Genomic DNA, 17,320 nt, shown 5'->3' with positions numbered 1-17,320 from the left:
AATCCCGCTATTCGCGGGATTTTTTATAGACCGTTGATATTCACTTTCAAATCTTTCACAGATGTACCAATAGCCCCAAAGCTCCCCATTGAGCCATTCGCTAAACCATTAAAGACCGTCGGACTACTCGCCCCCTCACGTCCCAAGATCACATTGTTGAGACCAACATTCATTTTACTAGATTGTCCTGTATTTCCGATGTAAATACCTAAAGGTGCAACACCTGCATGGAAACCAGATAATGAAAAGCCATTGTTTTGATCAGTAGCTTTAGCCTGAAAATCGAATTTTGCAGAAGAATTACCAGATACGAATGCAATAGGACAGCCTGAGCCTGTGCCACAGATTGATTGAATTGCGCCTCCAAACTGAACCATGTAGCCTTGTGGCACATTGCCTAATTGAACATTGATCTGAGGACGTTGGGATTGATTTAATGTAATTTCAAAGTTTCTATCAGCACTGCCTATTTCTAAAATTTTAGCGACACCAGGCACCAATTGCTTCAGATCATTATAAATCGATTTAGTTTGTGTAGCACTAGACACCTGATTACTGCTGGCGATATAAAGTGCGAATGGACTCAATTTAAACCCTGTAATTTGCTCCGCAAAAGTGATACCTATATTGGCAAATGGCGTGCCATTGCCTCCGTCTGTATCAATTTTTGCATTGATTGTAGACGAACCAGGGGTATGCCCTAAAAATTGAACCTGAATTGGATTACCAGTTGGACCTGCGACCACTAAGCCAGCTGGTTGTGAATAATTTTTTCCTAATATTGGATCTTTAATTCCGTCTTGATCAATGATCGCAGCCTGTGTGAACTCGATCTTATCCATTTCAATACCAATGCTGATCCCATCTTGACCAGTAGTAGATGAAAGAGACTGATCATCTAATGGTTGCATAGCAAAACACGGGAATCCCACCGCAGTGGTCAAAATAAGCAAACTGAATCGTTTTGTTTTTATCATATTCATGAGTCTGTCCCTCAACTTTCCATATTTACTTATTAATTTCGAGGTGTAATGCGCAATTCACTATTCAAGCGACCGCCAGTAATAGCCAATTCGCCTAAACGAGCGCCAGCACCTACAGTTGGAGGATAGAAGTTGATGTCTCTTGCTCTAAAAACACCCGAAGTTGTCTTTTGAGGATTGAACATCAAGGCAGCATTCACACCAAATTGTCCCGCACCATTTTGATCTTTACTAACAACCAATGCATTATTAAATGCAATTTTACCTGTCAAACGGTCTAAACCAAGTGTTGAACCATTATGAGGATCGGTAATTTGGAAGGTGTTATTGTCACCTTTCAGCTCTAATTCACCTACAAAAGTTAAGCTCTGACCATCTTCAGCAGCATTATTTGGAATTAAAGAAAAATCAACATCACCACCAAGACGTGATTTCACCACAAACATCACATCATCAGCTAAAGCAAAATTGTTGTCTGGTGATGAACTTCGCGTAGCACATCCTGCTGCTCCACTATTTAATTTACAGGTTTTATAAATGGTACCTGGCAGATATCCCGCAGCAACTTCTGTTGATAGAACAATCAACATATCGCGCAAGCTGACATTTACACTACCATTTTCTACGCCCATATTTCCTGTACCCTTCGCGTACAGATCAATATTACGTAAACCCATATAGTAATCTGTTGATGTTGCCGTATCTCCACTGCCTACCTTACCTCCATCAACCACTAAAATTGACGTGGTTTTGTTACCTAGCGCTTGACCATTAGCTCGGTCTACCCCAGAGGTACTCATTGCAAAAGACAAACCAATTCTTGAGGTATTACCCGTTGTAGCAATCATGTTTTTAACAACATCGGAGCCTGCTAAAGTGTAATAAAAAGCTTGATCTGCACGAACTGATGTTCCATATAGAGCAAGATTGGCATTTAGATTATAAAAAGGCAGTGCCAAACCCCACTCATTTTTAACATTTGTATTCGCAAACAAGTTAGCTGCTGGTGTTCCTGCACTATTGGTAAAACGTCCACGGCGGGAAATAGACTGAAATTCAGCACCACGAATCGCAGCAATCAAGCTGTAAGGATTATCACCTGTTACTGCATTATGAATTTGGTGCTGATAATCAGTTGCTAAGGTTAAATAACTTCCATTACCAAAACGACTTTTTTGGAACACTTCGTTTTCAGGTAAGCGCAGTGTTTTTGTATCGGCTAAATTGAGATACACATTACCACTGTCAAAAGATGCTCGAGTATTTGGTCTTAACCCTGTTAAGTTACTAAACTCAAAACCGTATGCATTTAGACCTGCCCCACCAATTTCTAAAGTCGTTGCTTGTCCATCACTTCCGAGCATTGAATCATTGTCTTTGGTAAAGTCAGCTTTCATACGGAATCCGATTCCAGAATCACCAATTACACTATTACTAGATGAAGCCGTTGGACTATTGGCATTTCCTAGAACACTTTCATTGCCTTTTGTACCACGAAATTGCAACGATGAATTGACCATTCGCCCGCTGGCACCTACACGTATGAGACCTTTAGCTCCTTGAGGATTATTCGTATTGCTATTTAAAGCATATGGGTCATTTGAACTCACGTTCTTATTCAACATTACTTCAATATTTAGACCTGAGTTTGTTGTTTCACCCTCAGCACCTGACTTACCATTGCCATAGGTTCCTGTGTTAATAAATCCTGCTTTTTTTGAAGCCGAATTTGCAACACGGTTTAAATCCACATAACCCAAATTATCATTAGGCGTACTACTCATACCGGCAACATTATCTGTCGACCCTGTACGTGTATTCGACTGCATTCTCAATCCCTCAACTTCATCCACAAACATGGCACCACGTGCTTTGAAGTTGAAATTGAAGTTGTTTAAAACAAGTTGGTTGAGTTGGTTTCGTGCGTCAGTCTGCCCTAAATAGATATTGGCATTTTTAATCCCTAGTGCGATTTCGCTAAGATTCTCTTTGCTGAATAATCCGTGAATCGTTCTAAGTGATAAATGAGTATTCGAAGTAGTTTGTAAAGCCAATTGACCCATTGAAAAACTACAACGGCTTGAACTCTCGTTATCACAAATTCTGAGATTATTCATGGTCACTAAAGCAGGTGTCACACTGGCATTGAAGTCTAAACCTGCTTGGTTCGCATTGCTTCCAGCATTAATTTTAATATCTGCCCCTAATGTTTGATTAGAGACATTACTTTTTCGAATAGAGACATTATCTGCTGTTGCCTGCAATGTATTATTGGTTGCTCCACTACTGCCACGACCAGCTTGATCTTGCCAATAGACCTGATCCATGTTGGCTTCAGTCAATGTTGTCGAGATATGCACACCATCTTGACCATTTACATTTCGCAAAGCTTCATCATGCATCACTTCTAAAGCCATGGCATGACCACTTGCAAGCAAGATACTCAAGCTTAATGCATTCATAACCAGCAATGAGCTGTGATTATATTTTTTATTGTTCATCACATTTCCTTATGCATGTTTAATTTCAACAACGCTGGTGACTGCCGTCACAACCAAACATCATGACTTTACCCTGAACAGCTAAATTACCATTCATTTTTAAACCCATAAAACCAGTTTCTCGCCCATGGTCATATGCAGAACGAGGAGCATTAGATGAATCATAACGTGTCACTTGCAAGTAACCATAGTCAGCAGGACTTGTTCCTACACCCTCAGTGGTGGCATTACTGGTAAATTTATCCTGACCAAAAGCCAAAGCATCAAAACCAAAATTACGAATTTGAATTGGTTTAGATGCATCAAAGCTCAGTTGCATCGCTGCTTTAAGCTGATCAGTACCAGAATCATTTTTATAGCTGAGATCCACACCATCCAAGCCAATCTTTTGAATATTTAGAGTGCCCTGAATCCCTTTAAAAACAAGCCATAATTTAAAACCATCTGTACTACTTGCTTGACCATCTTTGATATAGCGATTATTGACAGCAAGCGCGAGACGACAATATTCCACATCCTTACACAGTGCATCATCAAACACATAACGTTGAACATTATTCTCAGTCACTAACTTTTGGTTTAAAGAAAGTTTTAAAGAGAGATCAGCTCCAGCTTGTCCTTCAACATTTTTTAAAGCTTCATCTGACATGGGCTCAAGTGCATAAGTCATTGATGCTATAACACTGAATAGGACAGCGACTAATGAATTTTTCATGAATGCTCTCCTATAATCCTTTTGTGGTGATTTTCATATGCTGAATAAGAACACCATCAATGACCGCAGAACCCATATTTTTAAAATTTGACGGTGGCAATGCGGCATTAGGCGTTTGGGGAATTGGATTGACTGCACCAAAACTTATACCTACTGCATCTGATCCTTTATAAGCACTTAAAGTATTATTCGCAGCGTTATAAGAAGTACTTCCAATAGTGATACTGCTATGTGTTGCATTCGTCCCTTGATAGCCATTCAAACCATTGTTACCACATTTATAAAAGTTACAGGTTGAGCCCGCATATTCTGTCGAGTTTGGATTGCTATAATCTGTGTATATTTTTTTATAAATTTCAGGTTTATTTGGAATACGCGTAAGTTCCAAACTAAAGTTTTTACCATCAGATCCTAGAATCAAAGGCTGATAGAGTGAACCCAATACGATATTGGCATTCAAATTATGAATAAAGATACCCTCATTGGCATCAAATACTGGTGCCAAAGTATTGTTGATGGCAGGGGTTTGTAAATTAGGAGTGTCTGATGTTTCACGCGTACTCAGTCTAAGAATATTGGCTGTTTTATTCCCCGTCGTCAGATTTTGACCATCACCTGAGTTCAAACGCACAAGTCCAGCAACACCCAAGGTGTTGTTATAAAATGCACTCATGCCTGCTTGGTTACTTGCACCATTTAAAGTTTGAAAGATTTTTATATTACTTCCATTAATGGAAAAATTATTCCAAATGGCCTGTAAACGAAGTCGATTAGCACGATCCGCATTACTCGTTCCTGCTTTTTCACCCAATTGGTAAAGTAGTGGATCCCCTTCTTTACGAGATGGATCAAGAACAAAAGCATCCGCCCACATGGCCATCTTCAATTTGTAAGCATCAAGACCATTGGCTGCATCCGTAGGACGAACTGTGTCCATTAATGGAGCTTCAAGCGTCAAGAATGGAACCTGACAGCTAGGATCATTACTTATACATGTTTTATTTAAATCAAAATTTGGAACCTGAGTTTCAGTACCGACTCGAAGTAGCCATGGATTGGTTGCTGTTCCCCATGATCCTATATGTGCATCTTTATCTGTCGCAGCTAAGCGCGTATTGTGATTATTATCAGATTTAGATAATGCGAGACCATACACGAACAAATCAGCCTTACCCACGGAATGATCTTCTGACCCTACTGTTCCATTTTTATTGGTATCCAATGCCGCATCCGTTAAAGGACCCACTGGAATGAGATGAATATATCCGGTATCTTTTTGGCGATTCATTAAATCTGCCGCAGTTGAATTTTCCCCTTGAAAAACAAAATAAGCATCTTGAGGAATCATGGCGACACCCTCACCAGTCGTCGCACTTAAATTTTCATCCGAAAGAGGCTGCAATGCATAGACCGAAACCGTAGTAAGCGTCATTAAACTTGCAAGTAAAGTCTGATTAAATATGTTCGTATAATTAAGTGCCATCTCGACCTTCCCGTATACGATGCCTTGCACCATATTTATATTTTTAATTGTTCAGAGAAGAATTCCATGCTTCTCTTTTAATATTAAGATTACATCACAGTTTATAGTATATAAATGAAGTAGAATTTGCAAAAAATTGCGATTGGGTTGGCATTTTTTCCGATAAATGAATAAATTCAATTTTTCAAATACTTATAAAAAAAGCAAACTCATTGAGTTTGCTTTTTGCATGAAGTCTTACAATTCAATACTTAGGTTTTAGGTAAAGTTACACCTGTTTGACCTTGATATTTTCCACCACGATCTTTATAAGATGTTTCGCACACTTCATCAGACTCAAAGAACAACATTTGAGCAACACCTTCACCAGCATAAATACGTGCAGGTAAATTGGTTGTATTTGAAAATTCCAAGGTCACATGACCTTCCCACTCAGGCTCAAGTGGCGTCACGTTTACAATAATACCGCAACGCGCATAGGTTGATTTACCTAAACACACCGTCAAGACATTACGTGGGATACGGAAGTATTCTACTGTACGAGCAAGCGCAAATGAGTTAGGTGGAATAATACACACGTCAGCTTCGATATCGATAAAACTTTTATCATCGAAATTTTTTGGGTCAACAATAGCAGAGTGAACGTTTGTGAACACTTTGAACTCACGCGCACAACGAACATCATAACCATAGCTTGAAACGCCATATGAAATGAGTTTTTGACCATTTTCATCTAAACGAACTTGGTTTTCTGCATACGGTTCAATCATGCCGTGTTTTTCGCTCATTTCGCGAATCCAACGATCAGACTTAATAGCCATTTATTTATTCCCAGAATACATATTCAATTACTGCGCTGTACTTTAACTGAAAACCCCGTCAATGGAAATAACCCACGATTTGTATTCCTGTTCAGTCTGCTGCGGTGAATCATCTTAAAGACTTAACAATGCAGAATAACTCATTGGAATTGAGAAACTCATCAGGACTAAGGATGCTGTTTTTTGCATATTGGACTGGTTTACCCATTTAATTTTATTATTGGCTAACAGCGACCCAATGAGTGTCCAAATAAAAGCGATGGGTAGGATCAATAAAATAAACATCAACATGTGCGCAATATAATAATCTACACTCACCCAAACAATTGCAGGGAAAATAGCCGAGGCAAAAAGCAAAGCTTTAGGATTTAGTAAAGTTGCACAGAATAATTCAGAAGCTTTGATGGTGGGCTGATTCAACTGATGTTCTACGTTGGCAGTGCGCCATAATTTGATGGCCAGATAGATAATATAGAATGAACTAAATAATTTTAATATCACTGGCAAAATTGGCAAATGAGTGGTGACACGACCAATTAAAAATCCCCATGCAGTGATGGCAATAAGATAGCCTAATGCTTCCGCGGGTATTAAGCGAAATGACTTTTTAATACCTACCTGTATGCCTGAAGATGCAAGTAAAGTATTGGTTGGTCCGGGTGTGAATAAAATCGTGGTAACCAACGCAATAAAGAGCCATGAAATCATAGGATGACCTCGCTGATAATGCGCTCAGATTAATCAGGATTATTTCAATTGGCAAAATATTATTTGTGTGAAAATTTCTCAAGAATGAAACACAATTTTTTTTGTAATATTTTTCATCAGGTTAGTTTGTCATTTAAATTATAACTCTGAAGTCACACAATGTAATCGAAACGAAAAACATGATGCACTCTTGCAAAAATGCTTATAGCACGTTCTTCATCGATGAAATTCAGCATCACAGTCCATTCACGCTGTGATGCTAAGTTCAAGCATTAATTTGACTGTTGTTCAGCTTCTTGAACCTGAATATTTAAAGATTTCTTTTTGAATTCTTCAGGATAATCAACATAAGGAATAATGGCAGCAGAAGCTGTCGTTGACAGAATGAGAGAAATCATAACCATCTTCATTGCAGTGATTGAACGCATTTCTATACCCATATAACGTGAAATTTCACAAAATATTTTAGGTAGAAAAATTAGAGTAAATAATCCTAAAACGACGAACGGTCAACAAAAAAACCTGCCTAAGTCAGACTTAGACAGGTTTAACATCGAGTCTTTTCAAATACTTAGAAAATCCGACTTTTATCTTTTTCAGCTTTAGGCAATGCAGCTGCAATCTTCTGTGCAATTTCAATATAACTATCTGCTGCATCATCACCAATCAATACAGATGGTTTACCTTCATCGGCATGCTCTCGGATTTTCGCATTCAATGGTAAACGTCCAAGTAATGGAATACCGTATTGTTCCGATAACTTATCACCACCACCAGTACCGAAGATTTGCTCTTCATGGCCACAGTTTGAACAAATATGTGTCGACATATTTTCCACCACCCCCATCACAGGAATTTGAACGCGGTTAAACAATTCAATACCTTTGGTCGCATCCATCAGTGCCACGTTTTGCGGTGTCGTCACGATCACTGCACCAGTCACTGGAATACGTTGTGCCAGAGTTAATTGAATATCTCCTGTTCCTGGTGGCATGTCGATCATCAATACATCAAGATCAGGCCAAAGGGTTTGGTTGAACAGTTGCATCAATGCGCCTGTTGCTTTTGGACCACGCCAAGCCACAGGAGTATTGTGATCTCCTGTCAGATGACCAATTGACAACACCGCCATACCAAAAGCATCCAACGGTACAAAATGTTCTGCCTCGATCATTGGGGTTTTACCGGCATTGCCAAGCATCGTTGGGATACTTGGACCATAGATATCTGCATCCAATACACCTACTTTCAGCCCGAGCTTTTGTAATGCCAGAGCTAAATTGACCGTAGTGGTTGATTTGCCTACACCACCTTTACCTGACGAAACTAAAATCACGTTCTGGATACGTGGATGCTTAGGTACATCACGTTGCTGTGGTGCAGCTTTTTGAATCGGTGCTTCTTCTTGTTGAGGTTGGTAATTCGCATTCGCTTGTTTTACCGCATCTTGGCTTGCAGATGCATCTACAACAGGAGGTAGATTGGATTTTGGGGCTTCGGCTTTTTTGTTTGAACAGCTTTCACCTGCTGCATGGTTGTGCCCACAACCACCTTGTTGTTGAGCATGACTTCCTGTTTTTTGCTGAATGACATGCATATTCAGCTCTTTAATCCCACACTTTTCCAAAGCATCAGCAAGTTCATCGTGAATTTGCTGTAACTGATCTTTTTCACTTGGCACGGTATTAATGGTAATTTGCAGTACATCACCTTCAACATTGACCTGTGTGATTCGATCTTTCAAAAAATTGTCAGAATTCGGCAAAACGTAGTGTTGTAATACGTGTTGTACAGCCTCTTCATTCACCTCCTTTGAGGGTGAAAAAACAGATTTGAGTGAAGAAAGCCACGACATACCGTACTCCAAGTCTGGACAGAAACTGATAAAGGAATAGTTTAACGAGAAATATCAACAAGGTTAAGCAACAATATATTGATCCCCGTTTGATTAGAAATATGTTAGTCGAATTCCAACTAAATTAGTCAGCTTTTTTATTATTTTTATTGGCGTATTGCGAATGTTGTCATTGATACAGGCTATAAACTTGATTTCACTGTTAAACGCCTTGATTCATGTTGCAAGTGATTCATGCTTTCAACAAATAGCAACACAATAGAGAATTTTTCAAATTAAAATTGAAAAGAATATAAAACCAAGATAACACTTCGATATGTCTTTAAAACAAAGAAATCTGAAACTTAAATTAAAAACACGCTCAATAACTGCCTTAATGAGCACAATACTCCTTCTACCAACTTTAGGCTATGCCGCCAATGAATCCCGAAGTTTTCGTACTCCTTCAGGACAAATCATCAGCTTAGGTGACTCTTATGCAAAACTAAGATCACACATGAAGCAGACGCCGACTTCAACTCAACATTATGAATGGAAAGAAGGAAAAAATCGTTTTACGGCTTATAGCTATACCTACGAATTTCATGATCTGATTTACACGTTTACTGTGGTGAATAATGAAATTAGAAAAATCGAATGGATTAGAAAAGATTAAAAAAAAAGCTCATCTGATGATGAGCTTTTTTGTGATCAATTTACTTTTTCAGTTGATCAATTTTCTCTGATGCTTTTGCTTTAAGATCCGCAAATTTATCACTCGCCTGATCTTTCAGGTCATGCAATTTATCTGCTGCTTGCTCTTTCAAATCTACCGCTTTATGTTTTAAATCATCTAAAGTTGAATGCGCTTCAGAAGAATGTTGCTCCGTATCATGTTTTAGATCATTCAGTTTTTTTTCACCTTCAAGCTTGGCTTCTGCTGCACCATGCTTCACTTGATCCAATGCTTTCTCGCCTTTCAGCTCAGCTTCCTTCGCCTTCAATTTCAGATCATCGCCGAGTTCTGAAGCTTTGTTTTTTAAGTCATCAATTTTATTATTCGACATCTTCAATCCTCTTTATCGCTTTGATAGTGAATCTAAGTTATATCGAAGATTTGCAGTGCTCATCGTAAATGTTTCGAATCACTACAATTTCTCACATGATGATGTAGAACACCACTACGCTGTAACTTTTGAGTTTAAAATGATGAATTTAGGAGCGAATACTCGACATAAAGTTCAATGCAGAAAACAACCAAATAAATAAAATAAAGCTTCGTGCTTGTGTGAAATGCTCGACATCCGTGCCATGCAAAATATTATGACGTGTCGCGGTCACACTCGAGCTTGAATCCATTTTATAAGCCGCGAGTTCTGCAAAGTATGGATTAAGCTCAATGGCTATCTTAGATTTATGCCAAAGGCTCTTAATTTCATTGCCTTTCAAACCCGGTACAATTTTATAAACATCGACAAACTTGGTGCCGTTTTGTTTTAAGAATGCTTGTTGAATCAGTACATCTGTCAACAGCCCTTCCAACTGTGCATAGAGTAAAGGCACACAACCTGCATAACAGCCGAGTTTATACATTTTAAAAGCTTCGATAATCACAGGACGACGCAAGGCTTTATTCTGCTCATCGATCTGCATAGCATCGAAAGCGGTCAACACATCTTTTTGAAAAGCTTCAGTGTTAATAACATCAAGTAAGTTAAAACTTTGCACATCTTCATAAGCATGAATTTGTTGCCAAAAGCGCATCAGATTTAACGCATCATTGGCAACTTTCGAACCGACAGGTTGATCCAACTGATCGGCAAGCACATTAAAATATTCATCTTGCTGGGCAAGTTCACGTAAATGATTGACTAAAAGTGTATGTTCGCCTTGTGAGATTTGATCAAGATAATCCTGTGCCTGATTAAGAATTTGCTTACCCAGAGTTGGTAAGCCCTGCACATTCGATTTGATGCGTTTTACAGGTTGATTGAACTCTAAATCATCTTCCAACTCATACATTTTTCATTTCACTCAATTTTTCGAGGATATCAGCCCCTAATGTTCTTGTATTTTTATCATTACCTCTACTGTTTTTTGTATTTATATCAATTTCTCTCGCTAAATTTATTAAAATCGGCTTCACTGGCGTCTGTATAACTTTGTTTTTAAGGATAGTAATCGTTTTATTGGAAAATTTTTGAATACAATAGTCTTGATAAAATACCTCTTGAACTATTACAGCATTTTCATTGATGATATTTATTTCATATCCCAAAGAATCGGCTTTATCTAAAATAGATTGAATATTACCAATCCCCCACTGATTAGAAATTACAAATTTTCCTTCTTCCAAATTAAGAACTTCGTATTCGTTCATGAAATATCTTGAAGATTCATTTGTAAATGCATCATTGAACTCTCTAAAAAGTTTCTTTCCTTTCCTTAGATCTTGGGGAAATTCCTCTAAAAGCTGTCTATATGATGTTATGCCTTTATTTTTAATATGTTCATGTATGATTTCTAATACTAATTTCCGCTTATTTAATTCTTTACCATTAAATAAATATCTTGAATTATCTCTTACAGCTATACTTTTCTGTTTTTCTCTTCTTTCTTCAGCTTTTTTCTGTGCTTTAACCTGATAATCTTTTGCCTCTGGTAAAGGTATAACTTGTTGAATATCTAATAAAATATTATCTTCAAATTTGTATGGCTTCATTCTTACACATGTTATATCAAGATCACGTTCATTCAACCAAATAACAGATGTAGTCAATTCTTTGGAAAAGTCAGCCGAAACTAAAACTATTCGAACATCATTGCCAAAATTAGTTTCATCTAATTCAATTTCTACGAAGTTTTCCAAATCTGCTAGTGCTTCTTCCTTTGTTAAATCAATATCACCATTTTTATGTTTATAATTTCGATAAACATCTACCGCATGTTCAAGTGTCATAGTCGAAATCATTGAAGCATAACGGAGAGCTTGTAGCTCCATATGATCACCAGAATCTGTACGTTTTAGTTCAATAATTACTAAATTTGCTTGCTGATCAATTGCTAGTAGATCTATTCGTTTACGTGAAGAATCCCATTCAGCATATTCTTCTGCCAAAATTAAGCAATTTGGTGCTACCACACTAATATTTTGTTGTATTGCTTTCTGTAAATCTTGACGTTCTAGGATCGACTCACTAGCGAAATTAGTAGTAGCAACTTGATTTAACTGTCCATTTTTTAAAGAAAATATGCTCATATAATTTCTATTGATTAACTATTTCTATTTAAGGTTAGCATAAACCTTTACTTTGTATTCCCTCGCGCATCAGGTAAAATCATGCACCTTGCATAATATACGAATGAGAGAGTCATATCCGTGCGTAATATCTTAGTCACTAACGCCCTTCCATACGCCAATGGCCCGATCCATATGGGTCACTTACTCGGTTATATCCAAGCAGATATTTGGGTACGTGCGATGCGTGCAATGGGTCATAACGTGACTTATGTCTGCGCGGACGATGCTCACGGCACAGCAATTATGCTACGTGCTGAAGCGAATGGCATTACTCCAGAACAGCAAATTGCCAATGTGCAAAAAGAACATGAGCGTGACTTTGCCGGCTTCAAGGTTGATTTCGATCACTACGACTCAACCAACAGCGCTGAAAACCAAGCTCGCGCTTCTGAGATTTATATCAAAAACCGTGAAGCAGGCAACATTGCAGTACGCCCTGTAACGCAATTATTCGACCCTGAAAAAGGCATGTTCTTGTCTGACCGTTTTATTAAAGGCACATGCCCGAAATGTAAAGCGGAAGATCAATACGGCGACTCATGCGAAGTATGTGGTACAACCTACAACGCAACAGAATTACTCAATCCAAAATCAACTTTAAGCGGTGCAACTCCTGTTGAGAAATCTTCAGATCACTACTTCTTTAAACTGCCTAACTTTGGTGAATACCTACAAAAATGGACACGTGACGAAGGTCGTTTACCTGTGTCGATTGCTAACAAATTAGATGAATGGTTTGAAGCAGGTTTGTCGGATTGGGATATTTCTCGTGATGCGCCATATTTTGGTTTTGAAATTCCAGATGCGCCAAACAAATACTTCTACGTTTGGGTGGATGCGCCAATCGGCTATATGTCGAGCTTTGAAAATTACATCAAAACTAAACGTCCTGATTTAAGCTTTGATGATTATTGGAAAAAAGATTCTAAAAATGAAGTCTATCACTTCATTGGTAAAGACATCGTGTATTTCCACGCATTGTTCTGGCCTGCAATGCTTGAAGGTGCAAACTACCGTACACCGACAAGCTTATTCGTGAATGGTTTCTTGACTGTGAATGGTCAGAAGATGTCTAAATCTCGTGGTACGTTCATTAAAGCCGAAACCTATTTAGAGCATTTAAACCCTGAATATTTACGTTACTACTTTGCGTCTAAACTTTCTGACAAAGTTGAAGATTCTGACTTAAACCTTGATGATTTCGTTCAAAAAGTGAATTCTGACCTTGTTGGTAAAGTGGTGAACATCGCAAGTCGTTGTGCGAAATTCATTAACACGAAATTTGACAATAAATTGTCTGCGACTTGTGCAGAGCCTGAGTTGGTTCAAAGCTTTATTGATGCTGGTGATTCAATTGCGCAAGCATACGAATCACGTGAATTCTCAACCGCCATTCGTGAAATCATGGCGCTTGCAGATAAAGCCAACCAATACATCGATGAGAAAAAGCCTTGGGCTTTAGCGAAGATTGAAGGTGAAGAACAACAAGTTCATGATGTGTGTTCAGTGGGTATTAACCTATTCCGTCAATTGGCGGTTTACCTTGCACCTGTGTTGCCAACATTGGCAGAGCAAGTTCAAGCGTTCTTACAGCTTGACAGCTTCAACTTTGAATCTCGTAAGCAAGTTTTGGTTGCGCATGAAATTGCATTGTTCCAACCGTTAATGCAACGTGTAGACCCGAAAGCAGTTGCTGCAATGGTAGATGCATCTAAAGATTCTTTAGCTGCGCCTGCGGAAGCACCAAAAGCAGAAAAGAAAAAAGAGAAGAAGGCTGAAAAGAAACCTGAGCCTAAAGTTGGCGAGGCTGAAATTATTGGCATTGAAGACTTTATGAAAGTTGATTTACGTGTAGCGGAAGTTTTGGAAGCGGCTACAGTTGAAGGTTCAGACAAACTTCTTCAACTCACTTTAAATGTCGGTGAAGCTGAGCCACGTAACGTGTTTAGTGGTATCCGTGAGTTTTACCAACCTGAAGACTTAAAAGGCAAATTGGTGGTGATGGTAGCAAACCTTGCACCACGTAAAATGCGTTTTGGTATTTCTAACGGTATGGTGTTAGCTGCGGGTAATGGCGAAGGTGTTTGGGTGATTTCACCTGAAACTGGTGCGAAGCCAGGTGATAAAGTGTCTTAATTGATAGATTAAGATAAGAAGAAGCCTCTACTGATGTAGGGGCTTTTTTATGCCTTTATGTTCCCTCTCCTTTTTTAAAGGATGAGCGTTATAACGCGCAAGAGGGAGAGGATTTATTGAATCACGCCCTCACTCTACTTTTATAGAACATATTATCTTTGCGTAAGGCTTGCCTTACTTTTGAAAGATCAAAAGTAACAAAAATCTCTTGTTCACTTGATGATACGTCCCTGTACCACAAGTGAACGGCGACATCCATGTCGCCTAACCACTTATTAAATAACGTTAGGTATTCTGCTTTTTAATAACGTCTAACAGAGCTGAAGTCGATTTTAATACTTCAGCATTCGCCTTAGCTTGTTCCTGAATTGAAATCGAATCTTCTTTTATCGCATCAAATAAATTTTGACCAAAATAACGTTTTGCTAAATCAGCTCGGATTTCATCTTGTTTGTCTTCAGGTAAATGATTAAGAAACGCTGGTAGAGCTTCTAACTCCATATAAGTCTGATGTGCTTGCTCTGAAATTTTTCGATAAAAACTAATTTGCTTAAAAATATAAGTAAACATAGTCGCAAACAATCCAATTACAGAAGCTTTAATGATAAGTGAATTAGTAAGTCCAACTTTATCCCACAATGTGGGACTCAAAATTTGTAATCCAATGAATCCGAATCCTAAAATCACTAAAATGAAAGCTAATGCTTCATAATCCTTGAGCTTAAAAGAATATAGTTCATATTTTTGTTTATAGATATCTTTAGTCTTTCTTGCAGAAGCTTCCCCCTTGTATAGCTTTAACTCTTTTATAAGTGCATTTACTTGTTCATTTTTTTCTTTAAAAGCAGGATTTAAATCATCAGAAATTTTTTGACTTAAAAAATCAAGTGATAAAACACTTAATCTAGCAAAGTGTATAAACGAGTCATAACTATTTTTGATAGAAATATCAATATTATGTAAATCTGATACGCCACCATCAGATTCATACAGATCGTTTAATTCTTCTATAAATGCCGATATGGCTCTTAAATGACACCTCATTGACTCCTGTTCATCGGATGAAATATTCAAGAAATAACTTTTTTGTTCCTGCGTTAAAGTATTTAGTCCTTGATTTAGATAATCATCTTTAACCTTAATATTGTTAAAACTTGTCCTAATTTGTGCCCCATAAGCTTTCGAGTCAATAATTGAACTTTTAACCAATCGCTGGGTGAATATTTCTCCTATTTGTGAATCAGTTTTTGATTCCAAATAGTCAACAATACGGTCAATCTTAGATGACAATCCCTTAAAGAATCTATTCTCCATATTTCACCTAAGTAGTTATAAAAATTTAAATTTTAAAAGAAGTTATAATAGTTAAATTGTTATAACAAAACCATTATGCTAAAAACACTCTATGTATTTAAAACTTAAAAGAATCCCATGAAAACTTTAAAACCACTATTCCTCACACTCACCATAAGCACCACCGCCCTCACCACTTACGCGACTGAACCGACTATTGCCCAACAAAAACAAGTTTCGGGCTACTACCATCACCAAATCGGCAACACCCAAATCACCGCCCTACTCGATGGTACAAACTACTTAAACCCTTCCATGTTTAAAGGCTTAAGCGATAGCGAAAAAACCGAGATTTTAAAAAAATATGCTGCGGTCAATGACAAAGGCATCCAAACCTCAGTCAATGCCTTTCTCATCAATACAGGCAACCAACTGCTGATGGTCGACAGCGGTGCTGCAAGCTGCTTTGGCGCACACTTAGGTTCAATCTATAACAACCTCAAAGCATCGGGCTATCAGCCTACGCAAGTGAATGGTATCTTCCTCACTCACTTACACCCTGACCATGTGTGTGGTATTTCAAACAACGGCGTAGCGAATTATCCAAATGCGACGCTGCATATGTCAAAAACTGAATATGACTATTGGCTCAGTCCAAATACGGTCAAAAAATTACCAAAAGATAAGCAAGCAGGCTTTTTAGGAACAGTTGAAAAAATCAAAACAGCACTTGCGCCATATGAAAAAGCTAAACAGATTAAAGTCTTTTCAGACAAATCTTTACGCTTTGGCGATGTCGAATTTAAACCATCCTTTGGTCATACCCCAGGACATTACAGTTTTAAACTGAAAGCTGATGGACAAGACGTCGTGTTTATTGGCGATATCGTACATTCGCATACCTTGCAGTTCGACAAACCTGAAACCGCGATTGAGTTCGATATTGATCCACAAACAGCAATTCAAACACGTTTAAAACATTTTGCTGAATATGCCAAAGATGGACAGTTGATTGCAGCACCGCATTTACCATTCCCGGGGCTTGGGCACATTTATTCCAAAGATGGACAAAGCTACCAATGGATACCGGTTCACTTTAAAGATTAAACTAAATTCATGCAATGGTTGAAATTTCAAGTATTTTTTTTAAAGTTCCCTCGCTTAAAAATGGGGGTAAACTAATGAAAAAATTATTAATTTCAATTATCGCAGCAACTTCAGTATTGGCGACAGGCAGTTCAGTTCGTATGGCTGATATGACAGTTGCTTCAACTAAAAACTATAATCTCAACTCTAATCAGCTCGTGAAAGGTGAACGTGTAACAGGTGAAGATAAGGTCCCAGTTGTCTTGTTCCCTTTGGGGGTTCCAAACTTTAAAACTGCTGTAGATCGTGCTTTTGAAAAAAACCGTTGCGCTGTGGCTCTTTCTGATGTGGTGATCACTCAATTGAATCAAGCATTCATTGTTGGTCAAATTGGTTATCGTGTAGAAGGTACACAAGTAATTGACCGTTCACAGCCTGAATGTAAGAAATAAGATTTTA

16 protein-coding genes are annotated in these 17,320 nt (G+C 38.1%); 4 read left to right on the top strand and 12 right to left on the bottom strand.

Features of this window, described 5'->3' with window-relative positions; genetic code table 11:
• Nucleotides 1-23: 23 nt before the first annotated feature.
• The 8 genes from AC1M9F_RS09705 to apbC all read right to left on the bottom strand — a co-directional run bounded on the left by AC1M9F_RS09705 (nucleotide 24) and on the right by apbC (nucleotide 9,066).
• Complete coding sequence (locus tag AC1M9F_RS09705; protein WP_481597655.1) at nucleotides 24-983, bottom strand: DUF6160 family protein; 960 nt, start codon at nucleotides 981-983, stop codon at nucleotides 24-26.
• Nucleotides 984-1,015: 32 nt separating this feature from the next.
• Entirely contained in the window at nucleotides 1,016-3,484 is a 2,469-nt protein-coding gene (locus AC1M9F_RS09700; RefSeq protein ID WP_481597654.1) for a DUF6160 family protein, read from the bottom strand.
• Nucleotides 3,485-3,509: 25 nt separating this feature from the next.
• Nucleotides 3,510-4,199 (bottom strand): hypothetical protein, encoded by a 690-nt coding sequence (locus tag AC1M9F_RS09695; protein WP_179999378.1) that lies wholly within the window; start codon nucleotides 4,197-4,199, stop codon nucleotides 3,510-3,512.
• 10 nt (nucleotides 4,200-4,209) lie between these two features.
• Nucleotides 4,210-5,682 (bottom strand): hypothetical protein, encoded by a 1,473-nt coding sequence (locus tag AC1M9F_RS09690; RefSeq protein WP_481597653.1) that lies wholly within the window; start codon nucleotides 5,680-5,682, stop codon nucleotides 4,210-4,212.
• 251 nt (nucleotides 5,683-5,933) lie between these two features.
• On the bottom strand, nucleotides 5,934-6,503 hold the full coding sequence (gene dcd / locus AC1M9F_RS09685; RefSeq protein ID WP_004694514.1) for a dCTP deaminase: 570 nt from the start codon (nucleotides 6,501-6,503) through the stop codon (nucleotides 5,934-5,936).
• Between the two features lie 114 nt (nucleotides 6,504-6,617).
• Nucleotides 6,618-7,211, bottom strand: a complete 594-nt coding sequence (locus AC1M9F_RS09680; RefSeq protein ID WP_180028060.1) for a LysE family translocator — start codon at nucleotides 7,209-7,211, stop codon at nucleotides 6,618-6,620.
• A 272-nt stretch (nucleotides 7,212-7,483) separates the two neighbouring features.
• Nucleotides 7,484-7,639 (bottom strand): hypothetical protein, encoded by a 156-nt coding sequence (locus AC1M9F_RS09675; RefSeq protein WP_481591612.1) that lies wholly within the window; start codon nucleotides 7,637-7,639, stop codon nucleotides 7,484-7,486.
• 143 nt (nucleotides 7,640-7,782) lie between these two features.
• Nucleotides 7,783-9,066 carry an iron-sulfur cluster carrier protein ApbC gene (gene apbC, locus AC1M9F_RS09670; RefSeq protein ID WP_481597652.1) on the bottom strand — a complete coding sequence of 428 codons (1,284 nt, stop codon included), beginning with the start codon at nucleotides 9,064-9,066 and terminating at the stop codon, nucleotides 7,783-7,785.
• Between the two features lie 376 nt (nucleotides 9,067-9,442).
• Here apbC and AC1M9F_RS09665 point away from each other — a divergent pair, with 376 nt between their 5' ends.
• A complete protein-coding gene (locus AC1M9F_RS09665) occupies nucleotides 9,443-9,721 on the top strand; it encodes a hypothetical protein (protein ID WP_180028058.1) in 279 nt (92 codons plus the stop codon).
• Nucleotides 9,722-9,761: 40 nt separating this feature from the next.
• Here the strand turns inward: AC1M9F_RS09665 and AC1M9F_RS09660 are convergent, their stop codons facing one another.
• From AC1M9F_RS09660 to AC1M9F_RS09650, 3 genes are all read right to left on the bottom strand, one after another.
• Nucleotides 9,762-10,112: a hypothetical protein gene (locus tag AC1M9F_RS09660; RefSeq protein ID WP_180028057.1), complete on the bottom strand. Its 351-nt coding sequence runs from the start codon at nucleotides 10,110-10,112 to the stop codon at nucleotides 9,762-9,764.
• Nucleotides 10,113-10,260: 148 nt separating this feature from the next.
• The gene (locus tag AC1M9F_RS09655) at nucleotides 10,261-11,067 is read right to left on the bottom strand and encodes a hypothetical protein (protein WP_481597651.1); all 807 of its coding nucleotides are present in this window, start codon (nucleotides 11,065-11,067) and stop codon (nucleotides 10,261-10,263) included.
• Nucleotides 11,060-12,304 (bottom strand): PDDEXK family nuclease, encoded by a 1,245-nt coding sequence (locus tag AC1M9F_RS09650; RefSeq protein WP_481597650.1) that lies wholly within the window; start codon nucleotides 12,302-12,304, stop codon nucleotides 11,060-11,062. The genes AC1M9F_RS09655 and AC1M9F_RS09650 overlap by 8 nt, the downstream gene beginning before the upstream one ends.
• Nucleotides 12,305-12,424: 120 nt before the next feature.
• On the opposite strand from AC1M9F_RS09650, the gene metG reads away from it, so the two are divergent.
• Nucleotides 12,425-14,482: a methionine--tRNA ligase gene (gene metG, locus AC1M9F_RS09645; protein WP_481597649.1), complete on the top strand. Its 2,058-nt coding sequence runs from the start codon at nucleotides 12,425-12,427 to the stop codon at nucleotides 14,480-14,482.
• A 285-nt stretch (nucleotides 14,483-14,767) separates the two neighbouring features.
• Here the strand turns inward: metG and AC1M9F_RS09640 are convergent, their stop codons facing one another.
• Nucleotides 14,768-15,796 carry a hypothetical protein gene (locus AC1M9F_RS09640; RefSeq protein ID WP_481597648.1) on the bottom strand — a complete coding sequence of 343 codons (1,029 nt, stop codon included), beginning with the start codon at nucleotides 15,794-15,796 and terminating at the stop codon, nucleotides 14,768-14,770.
• A 117-nt stretch (nucleotides 15,797-15,913) separates the two neighbouring features.
• Here AC1M9F_RS09640 and AC1M9F_RS09635 point away from each other — a divergent pair, with 117 nt between their 5' ends.
• Entirely contained in the window at nucleotides 15,914-16,882 is a 969-nt protein-coding gene (locus AC1M9F_RS09635) for an MBL fold metallo-hydrolase (RefSeq protein ID WP_481597647.1), read from the top strand.
• A gap of 74 nt (nucleotides 16,883-16,956) precedes the next feature.
• Nucleotides 16,957-17,313, top strand: a complete 357-nt coding sequence (locus AC1M9F_RS09630) for a hypothetical protein (RefSeq protein ID WP_481597646.1) — start codon at nucleotides 16,957-16,959, stop codon at nucleotides 17,311-17,313.
• Nucleotides 17,314-17,320 lie beyond the last annotated feature (7 nt).

The organism is Acinetobacter sp. ANC_7504, from assembly GCF_056779995.1.
Note: the sequence above shows the minus strand (reverse complement) of the source record. Positions and strands in the feature narration are given on the sequence as shown.

Bases quoted from the DNA above. Each gene is read 5' to 3' on its own strand.
- AC1M9F_RS09660 (WP_180028057.1), bottom strand. From the start codon at position 10,112: ATGTCGAATAATAAAATTGATGACTTAAAAAACAAAGCTTCAGAACTC.
- dcd (WP_004694514.1), bottom strand. From the start codon at position 6,503: ATGGCTATTAAGTCTGATCGTTGGATTCGCGAAATGAGCGAAAAACAC.
- AC1M9F_RS09680 (WP_180028060.1), bottom strand. From the start codon at position 7,211: ATGATTTCATGGCTCTTTATTGCGTTGGTTACCACGATTTTATTCACA.
- AC1M9F_RS09665 (WP_180028058.1), top strand. From the start codon at position 9,443: ATGAGCACAATACTCCTTCTACCAACTTTAGGCTATGCCGCCAATGAA.
- AC1M9F_RS09695 (WP_179999378.1), bottom strand. From the start codon at position 4,199: ATGAAAAATTCATTAGTCGCTGTCCTATTCAGTGTTATAGCATCAATG.
- apbC (WP_481597652.1), bottom strand. From the start codon at position 9,066: ATGTCGTGGCTTTCTTCACTCAAATCTGTTTTTTCACCCTCAAAGGAG.
- AC1M9F_RS09705 (WP_481597655.1), bottom strand. From the start codon at position 983: ATGAATATGATAAAAACAAAACGATTCAGTTTGCTTATTTTGACCACT.
- AC1M9F_RS09675 (WP_481591612.1), bottom strand. From the start codon at position 7,639: ATGCGTTCAATCACTGCAATGAAGATGGTTATGATTTCTCTCATTCTG.
- AC1M9F_RS09635 (WP_481597647.1), top strand. From the start codon at position 15,914: ATGAAAACTTTAAAACCACTATTCCTCACACTCACCATAAGCACCACC.
- AC1M9F_RS09630 (WP_481597646.1), top strand. From the start codon at position 16,957: ATGAAAAAATTATTAATTTCAATTATCGCAGCAACTTCAGTATTGGCG.
- AC1M9F_RS09650 (WP_481597650.1), bottom strand. From the start codon at position 12,304: ATGAGCATATTTTCTTTAAAAAATGGACAGTTAAATCAAGTTGCTACT.
- AC1M9F_RS09655 (WP_481597651.1), bottom strand. From the start codon at position 11,067: ATGTATGAGTTGGAAGATGATTTAGAGTTCAATCAACCTGTAAAACGC.
- AC1M9F_RS09690 (WP_481597653.1), bottom strand. From the start codon at position 5,682: ATGGCACTTAATTATACGAACATATTTAATCAGACTTTACTTGCAAGT.
- AC1M9F_RS09640 (WP_481597648.1), bottom strand. From the start codon at position 15,796: ATGGAGAATAGATTCTTTAAGGGATTGTCATCTAAGATTGACCGTATT.
- AC1M9F_RS09700 (WP_481597654.1), bottom strand. From the start codon at position 3,484: ATGAACAATAAAAAATATAATCACAGCTCATTGCTGGTTATGAATGCA.